General features: G+C 62.2%; 12 protein-coding genes. All 12 read left to right on the top strand.

Translation table 11 applies throughout. The annotated features are described in order from the left end of the window. The first annotated feature begins 595 nt into the window (after positions 1 to 595). Positions 596 to 1,228: an XrtA/PEP-CTERM system exopolysaccharide export protein gene (locus KIT86_RS04515; protein ID WP_297395403.1), complete on the top strand. Its 633-nt coding sequence runs from the start codon at positions 596 to 598 to the stop codon at positions 1,226 to 1,228. A gap of 81 nt (positions 1,229 to 1,309) precedes the next feature. Next, positions 1,310 to 2,890, top strand: coding sequence for an XrtA system polysaccharide chain length determinant (locus tag KIT86_RS04520; RefSeq protein WP_297395405.1), 1,581 nt, complete (start codon positions 1,310 to 1,312; stop codon positions 2,888 to 2,890). Between the two features lie 6 nt (positions 2,891 to 2,896). Beyond that, the gene (locus KIT86_RS04525; RefSeq protein WP_297395407.1) at positions 2,897 to 3,826 is read left to right on the top strand and encodes an XrtA-associated tyrosine autokinase; all 930 of its coding nucleotides are present in this window, start codon (positions 2,897 to 2,899) and stop codon (positions 3,824 to 3,826) included. Next, the gene (locus KIT86_RS04530) at positions 3,827 to 5,395 is read left to right on the top strand and encodes a TIGR03016 family PEP-CTERM system-associated outer membrane protein (protein WP_297395408.1); all 1,569 of its coding nucleotides are present in this window, start codon (positions 3,827 to 3,829) and stop codon (positions 5,393 to 5,395) included. A gap of 3 nt (positions 5,396 to 5,398) precedes the next feature. Next, entirely contained in the window at positions 5,399 to 6,484 is a 1,086-nt protein-coding gene (locus KIT86_RS04535; protein WP_297395410.1) for an XrtA/PEP-CTERM system-associated ATPase, read from the top strand. Positions 6,485 to 6,497: 13 nt separating this feature from the next. Next, positions 6,498 to 7,379 carry an XrtA system polysaccharide deacetylase gene (locus tag KIT86_RS04540; protein ID WP_297395412.1) on the top strand — a complete coding sequence of 294 codons (882 nt, stop codon included), beginning with the start codon at positions 6,498 to 6,500 and terminating at the stop codon, positions 7,377 to 7,379. A 10-nt stretch (positions 7,380 to 7,389) separates the two neighbouring features. Next, positions 7,390 to 8,424: a FemAB family XrtA/PEP-CTERM system-associated protein gene (locus KIT86_RS04545; RefSeq protein ID WP_297395413.1), complete on the top strand. Its 1,035-nt coding sequence runs from the start codon at positions 7,390 to 7,392 to the stop codon at positions 8,422 to 8,424. Between the two features lie 84 nt (positions 8,425 to 8,508). Next, a complete protein-coding gene (gene xrtA / locus KIT86_RS04550) occupies positions 8,509 to 10,089 on the top strand; it encodes an exosortase A (protein ID WP_297395414.1) in 1,581 nt (526 codons plus the stop codon). 30 nt (positions 10,090 to 10,119) lie between these two features. Then, on the top strand, positions 10,120 to 11,400 hold the full coding sequence (locus KIT86_RS04555; RefSeq protein ID WP_297395415.1) for a nucleotide sugar dehydrogenase: 1,281 nt from the start codon (positions 10,120 to 10,122) through the stop codon (positions 11,398 to 11,400). Positions 11,401 to 11,490: 90 nt separating this feature from the next. Further along, positions 11,491 to 12,651 carry a TIGR03088 family PEP-CTERM/XrtA system glycosyltransferase gene (locus KIT86_RS04560; RefSeq protein WP_297395416.1) on the top strand — a complete coding sequence of 387 codons (1,161 nt, stop codon included), beginning with the start codon at positions 11,491 to 11,493 and terminating at the stop codon, positions 12,649 to 12,651. Between the two features lie 16 nt (positions 12,652 to 12,667). After that, positions 12,668 to 14,617 carry an XrtA/PEP-CTERM system amidotransferase gene (locus tag KIT86_RS04565; protein WP_297395418.1) on the top strand — a complete coding sequence of 650 codons (1,950 nt, stop codon included), beginning with the start codon at positions 12,668 to 12,670 and terminating at the stop codon, positions 14,615 to 14,617. 2 nt (positions 14,618 to 14,619) lie between these two features. Next, complete coding sequence (locus tag KIT86_RS04570) at positions 14,620 to 15,831, top strand: TIGR04063 family PEP-CTERM/XrtA system glycosyltransferase (protein ID WP_297395451.1); 1,212 nt, start codon at positions 14,620 to 14,622, stop codon at positions 15,829 to 15,831. The last annotated feature ends 4 nt before the right edge of the window (positions 15,832 to 15,835 follow it).

Consider the following 15,835-nt stretch of genomic DNA (forward strand, 5'->3'; position numbering starts at 1 on the left):
TTCGTAGTTCAAGCGGTATCGTCTTGCGGTGCTAAGGGGTTTGGTCAACTCATTCCGGTCGGCTTTGCGGTACTCCTCGAGTGGTTCACCTTCAGGATATTCGTTGTTCGGTGCTGGGTTGGTGGCTCGTCGGCTGAGCCTATTGCTTTCGTTGCCCTTCACCGTTGCAACACACGTCGCGCAGATGCCGGAGTAGCCAAGCGACCGAACTGGCGGTGACAGTCCTGGGTGGTAGATGCTACCTTGCGAGCAGGTGAAGTCGTCACGATCTGGCAGATGCGGCCGCCAATGTGGCTGGGGCTTGGATGTCATCTGCTATTCAATCCGTCATGGCCGGTTCGATCCCGTGCTTTTGTCCTTTTGGCTTGGGTGCCGCGCCTCCTCACCCAAGCTTAGTTGACTGCTATGTCCAAAGGGAGCGGTGCCTATCTCCTGCTCGGGCAAAGGCCTGAACCCCAATTGAGGGACGTGAACTAGTTGCAGGTTTGGTACAAGTCTGAAGTTGTGCCGTCCAGAATCGGGGTGTAGCCGATCAATTGCGCTATATTCTGCAAGTCTGATAACGGTTTGCGCTCGTTTTGTGAAGGAATTGCTGATGATGTCGATCAACGGAACTGGTCAGAAGATGTTGCGTGGACTGATTGCGCTTGTTGCCGCGGTGGTATTGGTCGGGTGCGCTAGTGGCCCCAAGTATCCGCCGGCGCCAACAACTGCGGCTGCCTCTGACTACAACTACATTGTTGGGCCAGGCGATAGTCTCAACATCATCGTTTGGCGCAACCCGGAGTTGTCGATGTCCGTGCCTGTTCGGCCCGACGGCAAGGTCACGACGCCTCTTGTCGATGAACTGGTTGCCCAGGGCAAGAATTCCAGCGAAATTGCGCGCGATGTCGAAAAGGCGTTGAGCAAATACGTGCGCGATCCCATCGTTACGGTGATCGTCACGAGTTTCGTTGGTCCGTACAGCGAGCAGATCCGAGTCGTCGGTGAAGCGGCCAAACCACAGTTTCTGCCGTACAAGCAAAAGATGACTTTGCTCGACGTGATGATCGCCGTCGGTGGCCTGACGGATTTCGCCGATGGAAATGCCGCGTCAATCCTGCGGGCGGCCGAGGGTGACAAGCGCTATGCCGTGCGCATCAAGGACCTGATCAAGCGCGGCGACCTTTCTGCAAACGTCGAAATGCGGCCTGGTGACGTTCTGGTGATTCCTCAGGGTTGGTTCTGATCGCCTTCTGGCGGGCTTGGTATTGTGTTTAGCTCGCTGTGGCGGATGTATTAGTGGGTTAGACCTGATGGATCAAAACTGATGGAAGAGCTTTTAGGTCAAGTTGTCTCGGTTGCGAAGGGCATGTGGCGCCATCGCTGGCCGGCGCTCGCCGTGTCGTGGTTCATCGGCATCATTGGCATCGTGGTGGTATTGGCCGTGCCGGACCGATACGAGGCGTCCGCCCGAATTTTCGTGGACACACAGTCCATATTGAAGCCATTGATGTCCGGTCTGGCTGTCCAGCCCAATGTCGAGCAGCAAGTAGTCATGCTCAGCCGCACGTTGATCAGCAGGCCGAATATCGAAAAACTCATCCGGATGGCGGATCTGGATCTGGCGAGCACATCCAAAGCGGCTCAGGAAAACCTGATTGAAAAACTGACCAAGGATTTGCAGATTCGCAATACCGGCAGGGACAACCTCTACACGCTTGCCTATCAGGACGTCAACCCGGACCGCGCAAAACGCGTCGTGCAATCCCTGGTTTCGATCTTTGTCGAGTCCAGCCTCGGTGCCACGCGCAAGGACTCCGACGCCGCGAAGAAGTTCATCGATGAACAGATCAAGAGTTATGTCGTCAAGCTCGAAGAGGCGGAGTCGCGCCTGAAGGAGTTTCGCTTGCGCAACATGGAGTTGCAGGGGGCCGACGGGCAAGACATGGCGGGCAAGGCCGCTGCGATCGCCGCGCAACTGAGTCAGGCCAAGCTGGAATTGCGCGAGGCGGAAAAGGCGCGTGATTCAGCCAAGCGTCAGATCGAAGAGCAGAAGTCCCAGTCGGCGAATATCACGTCCCGCAGCATTCTCCAGGAGTCGGCGATCAATGTCTCGACGCCGGAACTGGACTCTCGTATTTCGGCGTTGAAGCAGAATCTCGATGCCTTGCTGCAGCGATTCACCGAGCGCCATCCCGATGTCGTGAATGCCCGTCGCCTGATCAAGGACCTGGAAGAGCAGAAGAAGAAGGAGATGGCGGAGCTGCGCAAGACCGCCATGGCCAACCCCGTTGCTCCCGCAGGCCCTAACCAGAGTCTGATCACCCAGGAATTGGGTCGCATGCTGGCTGCCTCTGAGGTGCAGGTTGCCGCGTTGGGGGCCAGGGTCGGTGAATATGAAACCCGGTTGCGCCGTGCCCAGGAGTTGCTGAAAACGGCGCCGCAGATTGAGGCTGAATTTGCGCAGCTGAATCGCGACTACGGAATCCACAAGAAAAATTACGAAGATCTGGTTGCGCGTCGTGAATCGGCATCCTTGTCCGGCGAGTTGGAAGGGTCGTCTGGGTCGGTTGATTTCCGATTGATCGACCCTCCACGCGCCTCGCAGAAGCCGGTGGCGCCGAATCGTCTGTTGTTGTTGCCGTTGGCCTTGATCGCGGCCTTGGGTGCGGGTCTGGGCCTGGCGTTCGTGCTGAGCCAGTTGCGGGCCGTATTCTTCGACGCACGTGCCGTTCGCAACACCATCGGCCTGCCGATCCTCGGGGTCGTGACACTGGTGCGGTCGGAGGCAGCACGTGCGCGTGAAAGCCGTAGCCTGAAGAAGTTCGGTTTGGCGTCCAGTGGTTTACTGGGAATGTTTATTGCGGCCGTGGTTGTTCTGACCGTGCTCGCCAACCGGGCAGGGTGATCGTTGATGAGCAATCTGATTGAACAGGCGACACAAAGGCTGGCCCAGTTGCGTCGCGCCGGCGTTGACATGCCGGAGCCGGCCACGAAGCCGCCTCCTGCGTCCACTCCGTCACGAGAGGCGGCTCACGGCGTTGAGCCGCCCGCCCCACCGGCGCCACCCAAGGTGCGAGCGGCCACGTCGCGACGCGTCGAACTGGATATGGACGCGCTGGCGGCCGTTGGCATCGTGACGCCGAATGCGCCCCGCTCGCAGATCGCCGACCAATACCGCGTGATCAAGCGGCCACTCATCGGCAATGCCATGGGCAAGGGCGCGACCGCGATCGAGAATGGCAACCTGATCATGGTGACGAGTTCCGTCCCGGGTGAGGGAAAGAGCTTTACCGCGATCAACCTGGCGATCAGTATTGCCGCGGAACTGGACAATACCGTGATGCTGGTGGACGCCGACGTCGCGCGCCCATCGATCCTGCGTGTATTGGGGCTTCCCTCCGGCCCCGGCTTGCTCGACCTGCTGCAGGACGAGACCGCCGACCTGTCGACGATGTTGCTCAAGACGAATATCGACACGCTGAGCATCCTGCCCAGCGGCACGCCGCATGATCGCGCAACCGAGATGTTGGCCAGTGACGCGATGACGCGCCTGGTCGAGGACATGGGCAAACGATATCCGGACCGGATCATCGTGTTCGATTCCCCGCCGCTGCTGCTGACGACGGAAGCCCGGGTGCTGGCGACCCACATGGGCCAGATCGTCATGGTGATCCATGCCGAGAAGACGCTCCGCTCCGACGTCGAGGACGCCTTGCATACCATCGAACAGTGCCCGGTCAAGCTGTTGCTGCTCAATCAGGTCCGCACCAGTGCTGGTGGTGGATATGGTTATGGCTACAAGTACGGGTACGGCTATGGTTATGGTGACAAGGCTGTCTGAATGGTTGTGTTCGAATCCCGGATCATCGTATTGATGCAGCCGCTGTTGCCGAAGGCGACGACCGGCATGCTGGGCGTGGCTGCATGGCTCGCCTTGGCGCCTGCAACAGCGGTGGCCCAGGAGGCCGGAACGAATGCGCCGCGTTGGTCGGTGGTGCCCCGCGTATCGGTGACCGAGCGGTTTACGGATAACGTCTCCCTCAGCAGCACGGGCAAGAAATCCGAACTGGTCACCACCGTCAGGCCTGGCATCAGCATTCGCAGCAACGCGGGCCGACTGAAAGGCAATTTCGACTATTCCCTGAACCAGATCATGTACGCGCGTGGCAGTTCGGCGCGGCAGTCGCAAAATGCGTTGAACTCGGCGTTGTCGCTGGAGGCTGTGGACGGTTTTGCCTTCGTCGATTTCAGCGGGACCATTTCGCAGCAGTCCGTTTCCGCCTTCGGAACACAGTCGACAGACGGCTCTTCACTCAATGGCAACTCCACGGAAACCTCCACCTTCCGGCTCTCGCCGTACCTGAAGGGAAACTTTGCCGGCATCGCCGATTATGAAGTCCGTTACGGGTGGACAAACTCCAACTCGGACGCTGCCAACACCTCGGACATCCGGACGACCGACGCGTCGATCAATCTCAGTGGTGCGGTGCGTGGCGGGCCGCTCGGGTGGAGCGCTGGATGGAGCAGCCAGGATGTCAAGTACAGCCTGGGTCGGTCGATTCAGTCCGACCGACTCAACGGGGCATTGACCTATGCCTTCAATCCGCAGGTCAGTGGCTCCTTGCTGGTATCGCGCGAGTCGAACAACTACACGTCTGCTGCGAAGCAGACCTATGGGTCTGCCGGCCTGGGGCTGAACTGGCGCTTGTCGGATCGAACCACGATTGCGGCGCAGATCGAGAACCGGTCGTTCGGCCAATCACACAACATCAGCATTTCGCACCGGACGGCCCGGACCGCCTGGCGTTTCAGCGATGTCCGTGATGTGGCGAATTCGCCGGCGCAGTCCGGTGTCACCACGCTGGGATCGCTGAGCGATCTGCTGTTCAGCCAGTTTTCATCGCTGGAGCCCGATCCGCTGAAGCGCGCGGAACTGGTCAGCCGTTTCATGCAGGACAACGGTCTGAGCGCCGACACGCAGGTGATCAGCAACTTCCTGACGTCCACCGTTTCGCTGCAGCGGCGGCAGGAAGCGTCGTTCGCGTTACTGGGCGTGCGCGACACCATCACGTTCATCATGAATCGTGGCTCCAACAGTTCCCTGGGTACGTTCGTGACGGCCGTGGACGACCTGTCGACGAATACCGTTGTGCACCAGAGCGGCTTCAGCATGTTGTATGCGCATCGCTTGACGCCGGACATGTCCATGAACGTCCTCGTCTCTCGTCAAAGCACGTCGGGCAATGGCGGCGCGTCGGGTACCACGCTGCGGGCGCTGGACTTCAGCGTGTCCAGCCGACTGGGCCGCAACATGAGTGCCAGCGTCGGCGCGCGGCGGGTGTTCTTCGACAGTGCGACCAATCCGTACACGGAAACTGCGTTGACGGGCAACCTGAATGTGCAGTTCTGATTCATGTACGAAGCTTTCTATGGGCTGACCAGCAAGCCTTTCCAACTCAATCCTGATCCCAGCTTCTACTTTGGTAGCAAGCAGCACCGACGTGCCAAGGCATACCTGGAGTATGGCCTTTTGCGCAACGAAGGCTTCATCGTCATCACCGGCGAGATCGGCGCCGGCAAGACCACCATCGTGCGCGGTCTTCTCGACAGCATGGACCCCAACACGGTCACGGCCGCGAACCTGGTGAGTACCCAGTTGGATGCCGAGGACACCTTGCGCATGGTCGGTGCCGCATTTGGCGTGCGTGTCAAGGACGTATCCAAGGCCGACCTGCTGATGACCATCGAGGCCTTCCTCGTGACGCAGGTCAGCGAAGGCAAGCGCAGCCTGTTGATCGTCGACGAAGCGCAAAACCTGACGCCGCGGGCCGTCGAGGAACTCCGGATGCTGTCGAATTTCCAGTTCGGCAAGCAGGCGTTGCTGCAGACCTTCCTGGTCGGCCAACCCGAGTTTCGCGAGATCCTGCAGCACCCGAACATGCAGCAGTTGCGGCAGCGGGTCACGGCGACCTGTCACATCGGCCCGCTGGATGTCGAGGAAACACGGGGCTACATCGAGCACCGCCTCAAGTGCGCCGGCGGCACGGGCAAGCCGGAATTCGGCGACGGGGTCTTCGAGGCAATCTTCAAGGCCACGGGCGGCATTCCCCGGCGCATCAATTCGGTGTGCGACCGCCTTCTCCTGCTGGGATTCCTCGGCGACAAGGAGCGACTGACCTTGGAAGATGTCGACGAGGTCGTCAACGAGTTGCACGAGGAAGGCGGCGCGGGCGCCGCGCGCCTGGTTTCGTCCCGGGCGCCTTTGGAGCATGCATCGCACCTGGGTGTGGCGGATGAGCTGGTCGACATCGACCTGGCCAAGCTCCAGCAAGGCATTGCCCCGTTTGCCGACAGCCTGTCCGGCCAGTTGTCCAACCTCAGCGCAGAGCATCAGGGTGACCGTCTGCAGCGTCTCGAGCGCAGCCTGATGCGACTCGAGCGCGTCAACCTCGAAATCCTGTCGATGTTGCAGAAGATGGTCGCCGCAGTGCGTCGTTGAAGGAGTGGCCGCCATGAAGCCCTCTGCCATCACCAATGCGCTGACGATCGACGTCGAGGATTATTTCCAGGTGTCGGCATTCGCGCCGCATATCGCGCGCTCCAGCTGGGACAGTTGCGAGTGCCGTGTGGAGCGCAACGTGGGGCGTATCCTGGACCTGCTGGCCGAGCGCAAGACGCGCGCCACGTTCTTTACCCTGGGCTGGATTGCCGAGCGGTACCCGGCATTGATCCGGCGCATCGTCGAGGAGGGTCACGAACTGGCCAGTCATGGTTATGGCCACGAACGGGCCAGCGACCTGAGCGAGGCGGCATTCACGCAGGACATCACCCGGTCCAAGGCCTTGCTCGAAGACCTGTGTGGCGTCGAAGTACTGGGATACCGGGCGCCGAGTTTTTCCATCGGCGAGGGCAATCTGTGGGCATTCGACTGCCTGCTGCGCGCGGGGTACCGCTACAGCTCCAGCATCTATCCGATCCGCCACGATCACTACGGCATGCCGGATTCCCCCCGTTTCGCCCATGAGGTCCGGCCGGGGCTGCTCGAGGTGCCGATCACCACGCTGCGCATGCTCAATCGAAACCTGCCGTCCAGTGGCGGTGGTTATTTCCGCCTGTTGCCGTATCCCTTGTCGCGCTGGATGCTTGCCCGCGTCAACCGCGACGATGCGCAGGCCGGTGTGTTCTATTTCCATCCGTGGGAGATCGACGTGGACCAACCGCGGATTGCCGGCATCGGTGCCAAGACGCGGTTCAGACACTACGTCAACATCCATCGCATGGAATCACGTCTGGGCCGATTGCTGGGGGATTTCGCCTGGGGACCCATGGACGAGATCTTTCTGTCCCGGAGCCCGCGCACGCCCGAGCCAGCCGCCGCGACGGTCGTTGCGTGAGTGTGCGGTGATGGACGTCCAGCGTTTGATGCCGGGGGACACAGCGAACGCGCGGCTGTGGGACGCATTCGTCCAGACGTGCCCGCAAGCGACCTTCTTTCATCGGTCCGGCTGGCAGCAGGTGATCGCGGAGGTGTTCCGGCACCACACCTATTTCCTGTTCGCACGTGAAGGCGAGACCATCAAGGGTGTATTGCCCCTGGCCCATGTCAACAGCCGCCTGTTCGGCAACGCGCTGGTGGGTCTGCCGTTTGCCGTCTACGGTGGTGTTGCGGCGGATGGCGTCGAGGCCGCGGATGCGTTGGAGTCACACGCCCAGGTGCTGGCCCAGCGCCTGGGCGTTCAACATCTCGAGTTGCGCAACATGGACCGCCGACACGCGGACTGGCCGACGCAGGACTTGTACGTGACCTTTCGCAAGGACTTGCTGCCGCAGGAGGAGGCCAACATGCTGGCGATCCCGCGCAAGCAGCGGGCCATGGTTCGCAAAGGCATCAAGAACGGCCTCGCCAGTGCGATCGACGACACCGTGGACGCCTTTTTTGCGTTGTACGCCGACAATGTGCACCGCCACGGAACACCCGCTCTGCCCAAGTCCTACTTCCGGACCTTGCAACAGGTTTTTGGTCCGGATTGTGAAGTGCTGACCGTGCGCGCGCCGAACGGACGTCCGCTCAGCAGCGTACTGAGCTTCTACTTTCGAGACGAGGTGCTTCCGTATTACGCCGGGGATGACACGTCCGCACGCGAACTGGCCGCCAACGACTTCAAGTACTGGGAACTGATGCGGCGCGCCTGTGCCCGTGGCATCAAGGTGTTCGATTACGGCCGCAGCAAGCAGGGCACGGGCTCGTTTGCGTTCAAGAAGAACTGGGGCTTCGAGCCGCGGCCATTGCATTACCAGTATTGCCTGTACCAGCGCGATGCGATTCCGCAGAACAATCCGTCGAACGCCAAATACAAGCTGCTGATCGCCACCTGGCGGCGCATGCCGATCGGTCTTGCCAATTGGCTGGGGCCGTTCATCGTGCGCAGTCTCGGGTGAAGGAACCATGGCCCGGATTCCAGCGCAACCTGACGATGCGAGCATGGGTCTCCGTGCTGCACTTCACGCGCTGAAGCATTCCTCATGAGCACCACGACCACTGCGCAACCGACCGTGTCGACCTGGCGCAGCGCCTTGCTCGCGCTCCTGGTATTGCTCGCAGTCATCCTGACCGTCTATCGAGAGACGGCGTTGGCGATGGTCACGATCTGGTATCGGTCGGAGACCTTCACCCATGGTTTTGTCGTGTTGCCGATTGTCCTGTGGCTGGTGTGGCGCCGCCGTGCGCTCGTCGCGCGCTTGACGCCTTCGCCCAGCCCCTGGTTGCTGATGGTGTTCGCCGGCCTCGCGCTGATGTGGTTGCTGGGCGACTTGGTTGCCGTCAATTCCGTCACGCAACTTGCCATGGTGGCGATGATGGTCGCCTCGGTTCCGGCGGTCCTGGGTTTTTCGGTCGCGGCCGCCATTGCATTCCCTTTGGCCTTCATGTTCTTTGCCGTCCCCATCGGGGAGTTCATCATGCCCCAGCTGATGGACTGGACGGCCGACTTCACGGTCCTGGCATTGCGCCTGTCCGGTATCCCGGTATACCGTGAAGGCCTGAACTTCGTGATTCCAACCGGCAACTGGTCGGTCGTAGAGGCTTGCAGTGGTGTCCGGTACCTGATCGCGTCGCTGACCGTCGGCACCTTGTACGCCTACCTGAACTACCAATCCACGCGGCGCAGGCTGTTGTTCGTGCTGGTGTCGATCCTGGTTCCCGTGGTTGCCAACTGGCTGCGTGCCTACATGATCGTGATGCTGGGGCATTTGTCGGGGAACACCATTGCGGTCGGAGCCGACCACCTCCTGTACGGCTGGGTTTTCTTTGGCGTCGTGATCCTGCTGATGTTCATGATCGGCGCGCGCTGGTCGGAGCCGGAATACGGCTTGGCGACGTCGGACACTGCGCGGCCCGTATCGAACGCCAGCGGCCGGCCGTCGTCGACAGCCGGGTTCTGGCTGATGGCGCTGCTGTTCGCTGCCATGGCCGCCATGCCGATGCTCGCCAAACACATGCTCGATCCGGCGGCAGGCGATGATGCGCCGCAACTGGTCCTGCCCGATACGAACCTGCCGCCGTGGCAAGCGGCCGACGCAGGTGCGATCGGCTTCAAGCCGCATTTCCTGAACCCGTCGGCGGAATCGAATCGCCTGTACGCCAATGGCGACCAGGCCGTAGGCGTCTATCTGGCCTTCTACCGCGGGCAGAACTACGAACGCAAGCTGGTGACGTCGACCAACGTGCTGGTCCCCTCCGGTGACAAGGCATGGAGCCAGGTGGAGCATGGTGCCGCTTCCGTCGATATCGGAGGCGGTCTGCGGTCCGTGCGTTTTGCCGAATTGCGGCGGATGGGCGCGGCCCCCGCCACAGCGCCAGAGCGGCTGCTGGCATGGCAGATCTACTGGATCCATGGCCATCTCACCAGCAGCGACTACCTGGCGAAAGTTTATAGTGCCGCCTATCAGTTGTTGGGACGAGGGGACGACTCTGCGGTCGTGGTCTTTTACACGCCGGTCCGAGGAGGCGAGGACGCGCGGGACACGCTGGCCTCCTTTGTGGCGTCCCAATATGGGCGGATCGACGAGGTGCTGGAGGCCGCGGCCGCCGGTGGTCGCAAGTAACGCAATACACAGATTTCAGGAGCTTGAATCATGACAGTGGCGGCAGTGATCGGGTTGGGATACGTCGGACTTCCCTTGGTCGTGGAGTTCGGCAAGCACATGCGAACCATCGGATTCGATATCGCCGAATCCAAGGTGGCGTCGTGCCAGCGTGGCGTCGACCCGTCGCGCGAACTCGCGGACGAAGACATGGCCTTGGCGACGCAGGCGGTCTACACGTCGGATCCTGCCATGCTGGCCGAAGCCGACATCATCATCGTGGCGGTTCCGACACCGGTCGATGGAGCCCACATTCCCGACTTCCGGCCCCTGATTGGCTCGAGCACCAGCGTCGGGCGGCACATGAAAAAGGGCGTGACCGTCGTCTACGAGTCCACCGTCTACCCCGGCGCGACCGAGGAGGTGTGTATCCCGGTGCTCGAGCGTGAATCCGGCATGACCTGGAAGAAAGATTTCTTCGTCGGATATTCGCCCGAGCGCATCAATCCCGGCGACAAGGAACACACGCTGACGAAGATCCTGAAGATCGTCTCCGGCGACACGCCCGAAACACTGGAGCGGGTGGCCAAGCTGTACGAGCAGATCATCGTGCCAGGGGTGCACCGGGCCTCCAGCATCAAGGCCGCCGAGGCCGCCAAGGTGATCGAGAACACCCAGCGCGACCTGAACATCGCCTTGATGAACGAGTTGTCCATCATCTTCGACAAGCTCGGCATCGACACCACCGAAGTTCTCGAGGCCGCCGGTACCAAGTGGAACTTCCTCAAGTTCAAGCCGGGCCTGGTCGGTGGTCACTGCATCGGCGTGGATCCGTATTACCTGACGCACAAGGCCGAGATGCTCGGGTACAACCCGCAGGTGATCCTGGCCGGCCGCCGCATCAACGACGGCATGGGCAAGTTCATCGCCGAGCAGACCATCAAGCACATGATTGCCGGCGGCAGTTATGTCAAGGGGGCCAAGGTCATCGTCATGGGGCTGACCTTCAAGGAGAACTGCGGCGACCTGCGCAATTCCAAGGTGATCGACATCATCCAGGAGCTGCGGAGCTACGGCGTGGACGTGTACGTGACCGATCCGCAGGCAGAGGCGGAGGAGGCACAACACGAATACGGCGTCCAATTGATCGCATGGGACGACCTGCCGCGCGCAGACGGTATCGTCGCCGCCGTGGCGCACCAGGAGTTTGCCGGCTTGTCGATGGAAGATTTCGGCAAGAAGCTGGTCAAGGGTGGGGCCTTCATCGACGTCAAGGCGGCCTTCGATGCCAAGGCCATTCAGGAATGCGGCTACAAGTTGTGGCGCCTGTAGTCTCGAGCCACCCTTTCCCGATGCGCGCAACCGGTATTCCGCATCCGACGGCCGCTGACGGCGGCACGATGTGCCTCGACCGGTGTGGGAATGGCTGCCGCTGATCCGCGGCCGCTGGTCGCGCATGTGATGCACCGGTTCGACACCGGCGGGCTGGAGAACGGCATCGTCAACCTGATCAACCACATGCCCGAGGACCGGTACCGTCATGCGGTGGTGGCATTGACCGAGGTGACGGAATTCCGTCATCGCATCCGTCGCCCGGACGTGGAGTTCGTGTCGCTGCACAAGCCGGCCGGCCAGGGCCTGTGGCAATATCCGCGCTGGTATCGTCTGTTTCGCCAGATGCAGCCGGACATCGTGCATACCCGCAACCTGGCTGCGCTGGAGTGCCAACTGCCCGCCTGGGCTGCACGGGTGCCGGTGCGTATCCATGGCGAGCATGGTCGCGACGTCGGCGACCTGGACGGAAGCAACAAGACCTATCAGCGCGTGCGGCGCTTCTACAAGCCATACGTGCACCATTACCTGGCGCTCTCGCGTGATCTGGCCGACTATCTGATCCAGCGGGTCGGCGTGCCGTCCGAGCGCATCACCCAGGTCTACAACGGCGTCGATACCGATACCTTCTGGCCGTCGCCAACCGGGCCACAGGTCATCGACGGTTGCCCCTTCGACCCGTCGCGCCACTGGATCGTCGGCACCGTCGGGCGCATGCAGGCGGTCAAGGACCAGGTGATGCTGGCCCGGGCCTTCGTACATGCCGTCGAGTTGGCGCCGGCGTTGCGCGAGCGGCTTCGCCTGGTCATGGTCGGAGACGGGCCGCTGCGCGCGCAGGTCATGTCGGTGCTGCACGCCGCCGGCCTGACCGAACTGGCCTGGTTGCCGGGTGAACGCAGCGATGTTGCGGCCATCATGCGCGGTATGCACGCATTTGCTTTGCCGTCGCTCGCCGAAGGCATCTCCAATACCATCCTGGAGGCCATGGCCAGTGGCTTGCCGGTGATCGCCACCGATGTCGGCGGCAATGCGGACCTGGTCGTCAAGGGCCAGACCGGCGACATCGTCGCGGCGGCCGACCCCTTGGCGATGGCGCAGAGAATCATGTATCTTGCGCAGGCGCCCGATCGGGCGCGCGTCATGGGTGCAGCGGGTCGGCAACGGGTCGAGGCGTCGTTCAGCATGCAGGCCATGGTCCAGAATTACCAGTACGTCTACGACATGCAATTGCAGCGTATCCGTAGCCGCTGACAGAACAAGGCAAACCATGTGCGGAATCACCGGAATCTTCGACACCCGCGGCGCAAGTGACATCGACCGCGCAGCCTTGCAGCGCATGAACGACTCGCAATGGCATCGCGGGCCGGACGAAGGCAGCCTGCATGTCGAGCCCGGTGTCGGCCTGGGCCACCGCCGACTGTCCATCATCGACATCGCGACCGGGCAGCAACCCCTGTTCAATGAAGACGGGTCCGTCGTGGTCGTCTTCAACGGCGAGATCTACAACTACCAGCAACTGATTCCCGAATTGCAGGCGCTCGGCCATGTGTTCCACACCAAGAGCGACACCGAGGTGATCGTGCACGCCTGGGAGTCGTGGGGAGAAGACTGCGTCAAGCGGTTTCGCGGCATGTTCGCGTTTGCCTTGTGGGACCGCAACCGCCAGACCTTCTTCATGGCGCGGGACCGCCTGGGCGTCAAGCCGATGTATTACGCGTTGCTCGACGACGGCATGCTGCTGTTCGGCTCCGAACTCAAGTCGGTACTGGCGCACGGCAGGCTGCGGCGCGACATCGATCCACTGGCGGTCGAGGAATATTTCGCCTTGGGTTATGTGGCCGAACCTCGCACGATCTTCAAGCAGGCGCGCAAGTTGCCGCCGGGCCATTGCCTGTCCATCCGCCGCGGAGAGCCGGTGCGGGAGCCGATCGAGTATTGGGACGTGCAATTCACGCTGGACAACCCGATATCACCAGCCGATGCGCAGGCCGAGCTGGTCGAGCGGCTGCGCGAGTCGGTCCGGCTGCGCATGATCGCCGAGGTGCCATTGGGTGCGTTCCTGTCCGGCGGCGTCGACAGCAGCGCCGTCGTGGCCATGATGGCGGGCATCTCGTCCGGCCCGGTCAATACCTGCTCGATCGGTTTCGACGATCCGGCGTTCAACGAGTCGGCGTTCGCCCAGATGGTGGCCGACCGCTACAAGACCGACCACCGCCTGGAGATCGTCAAGAGCGACGACTTCGACCTGATCGACACCTTGGCCCGGCTGTATGACGAGCCCTATGCCGACAGCTCGGCGATACCGACCTACCGGGTTTGCGAGTTGGCACGCAAACACGTGACGGTGGCCTTGTCGGGCGATGGCGGGGACGAATCCCTCGGCGGCTATCGGCGTTACCGCCTGCACCTGATGGAAGAACGCATGCGCTCGGCCATGCCGTATGGCATGCGCAAGGCCGTGTTCGGCACGCTCGGCCGCCTGTATCCGAAGGCCGACTGGGCGCCGCGCGTTTTTCGCGCCAAGACCACGTTCGAGGGCATTGCGCGGACATCGGTGCAAGCCTATTTCCATTCGGTGTCCATCCTGCGCGACCCGATGCGGGCACAGTTGTTCAGCCCGCGGTTCAAGGCCGAACTCGGGGACTACACGGCACATGCCGTGTTCGATCGCCATGCCGCCAAGGCCGGGACGGACGATCCGCTGGCCTTGATCCAGTACCTCGACTACAAGACCTACCTGGTGGGCGACATCAATACCAAGGTCGACCGGGCCAGCATGGCGCATTCGCTGGAGGTGCGCGAACCGCTGATGGACCACGAACTCATCGACTGGCTGGCGACCTTGCCAACCAGCCACAAGATCGTCGGGCAGGAAGGCAAATACCTGTTCAAGAAGTCCATGGAGCCGCATCTGCCCAACGACGTGTTGTACCGGCCGAAGATGGGCTTTTCGGTTCCGCTGGCACGCTGGTTTCGCGGGCCGCTGCGCCAGCGCGTGCAGGACGCCATCCTCGGCGATCGGCTGCGCAGTACCGGCTGGTTCGACTCCGGCTACCTGCAGCACCTGGTGCAGGCCCACCAGTCGGGCGCGCGCGACTACAGCGCGCCGATCTGGACCTTGTTGATGTTCGAGGCCTTTCTGCGTCAGGTGGTGGATGAGCCGGTTGCGACAGACAGCACCGCCCGTGCCGGGGACCTGTTGGTGGCCGCGCAATGAGTGTGCGTATCCTGCACGTCCTCGATCATTCGCTGCCGCTGCACAGTGGCTACACGTTTCGCACCGTTTCCATCCTGCGGGAGCAACATGCGCTGGGGTGGGAGACGGTCCACCTGACGACGCCCAAGCAGGGCCCGTCGACGGCGGGCACCGAGTCTGTCGATGGCCTGGATTTCTATCGCACGCCGAACGCGGGAGACGAGGGCCTGGTGTCGCAGATGCGTCTGACAGCGCAGCGTTTGCGCGAGGTCGTGGCGCTGACGCAGCCCGACCTCATCCATGCCCATTCGCCGGTGCTCAACGCGCTGCCCAGCCTGTGGGTCGGGCGGCAATTGCGACTGCCCGTGGTCTACGAAATGCGGGCCTCGTGGGAAGACGCCGCGGTCGACCATGGAACCACCACGGAAGGCAGCCTGCGCTACAAGCTGTCGCGCGCGCTCGAGAGTTTTGCGCTGCGCCGCGCGGACCAGGTCACCACCATTTGCGAAGGCCTGCGCGGCGACATCGCCAGCCGCGGCATCCCGTCCGAGCGCATCACGGTGATCCCCAATGCGGTCAATGCCGAAACGTTTCGCTTCGGCGTTCAGCCCGATCCCGAACTGCGCCGCAGGCTGGGTCTCGATGGCGCGACCGTGCTGGGATTCGCCGGATCCTTCTATGGTTACGAAGGCCTGGATCTGCTGATCGAAGCGGCCCGGCGCATGCGTGCCCGGCATCCGGAGTTGCGCGTCCTGCTGGTGGGCGGCGGGCCGCAGGAAACCCAGCTCAAGCAGCAGGTCGCCGCGGCGGGCATGCAGGACCAGGTGATCTTCACCGGCCGTGTGCCCCATGAACAGGTGCAGCGGTATTACGAACTCATCGACGTGCTGGCCTATCCCCGTTTGCCGATTCGCCTGACCGAACTGGTGACGCCGCTCAAGCCGCTCGAGGCCATGGCCCAGGGTCGGATGTTCGTCGCCTCCGATGTCGGCGGTCATCGCGAACTGATTCGCGACGGCGAAACGGGTTTCCTGTTCCGGGCTGGCGATGTCGCGGCGCTCGAGCAGGCGATCGAATCCCTGCTCGGCCAACGGTCGGCATGGCCGGCGATCCAGGCCAACGCCCGGCGTTTTGTCGAGGTCGAGCGGACCTGGGCGGTCAGCGTTGCCCGTTACAAGAGCGTCTACGAACGTGCACTGGGCCGCAGCGTCCCGTCCACAGCCGTGCCGGTCTGAGTCA

The sequence above is a fragment of the Hydrogenophaga sp. genome (assembly GCF_026125825.1).
GTDB lineage: Bacteria > Pseudomonadota > Gammaproteobacteria > Burkholderiales > Burkholderiaceae_C > Hydrogenophaga.

Bases quoted from the DNA above. Each gene is read 5' to 3' on its own strand.
- KIT86_RS04515 (WP_297395403.1), top strand. From the start codon at position 596: ATGATGTCGATCAACGGAACTGGTCAGAAGATGTTGCGTGGACTGATT.
- KIT86_RS04520 (WP_297395405.1), top strand. From the start codon at position 1,310: ATGGAAGAGCTTTTAGGTCAAGTTGTCTCGGTTGCGAAGGGCATGTGG.
- KIT86_RS04525 (WP_297395407.1), top strand. From the start codon at position 2,897: ATGAGCAATCTGATTGAACAGGCGACACAAAGGCTGGCCCAGTTGCGT.
- KIT86_RS04530 (WP_297395408.1), top strand. From the start codon at position 3,827: ATGGTTGTGTTCGAATCCCGGATCATCGTATTGATGCAGCCGCTGTTG.
- KIT86_RS04535 (WP_297395410.1), top strand. From the start codon at position 5,399: ATGTACGAAGCTTTCTATGGGCTGACCAGCAAGCCTTTCCAACTCAAT.
- KIT86_RS04540 (WP_297395412.1), top strand. From the start codon at position 6,498: ATGAAGCCCTCTGCCATCACCAATGCGCTGACGATCGACGTCGAGGAT.
- KIT86_RS04545 (WP_297395413.1), top strand. From the start codon at position 7,390: ATGGACGTCCAGCGTTTGATGCCGGGGGACACAGCGAACGCGCGGCTG.
- xrtA (WP_297395414.1), top strand. From the start codon at position 8,509: ATGAGCACCACGACCACTGCGCAACCGACCGTGTCGACCTGGCGCAGC.
- KIT86_RS04555 (WP_297395415.1), top strand. From the start codon at position 10,120: ATGACAGTGGCGGCAGTGATCGGGTTGGGATACGTCGGACTTCCCTTG.
- KIT86_RS04560 (WP_297395416.1), top strand. From the start codon at position 11,491: ATGGCTGCCGCTGATCCGCGGCCGCTGGTCGCGCATGTGATGCACCGG.
- KIT86_RS04565 (WP_297395418.1), top strand. From the start codon at position 12,668: ATGTGCGGAATCACCGGAATCTTCGACACCCGCGGCGCAAGTGACATC.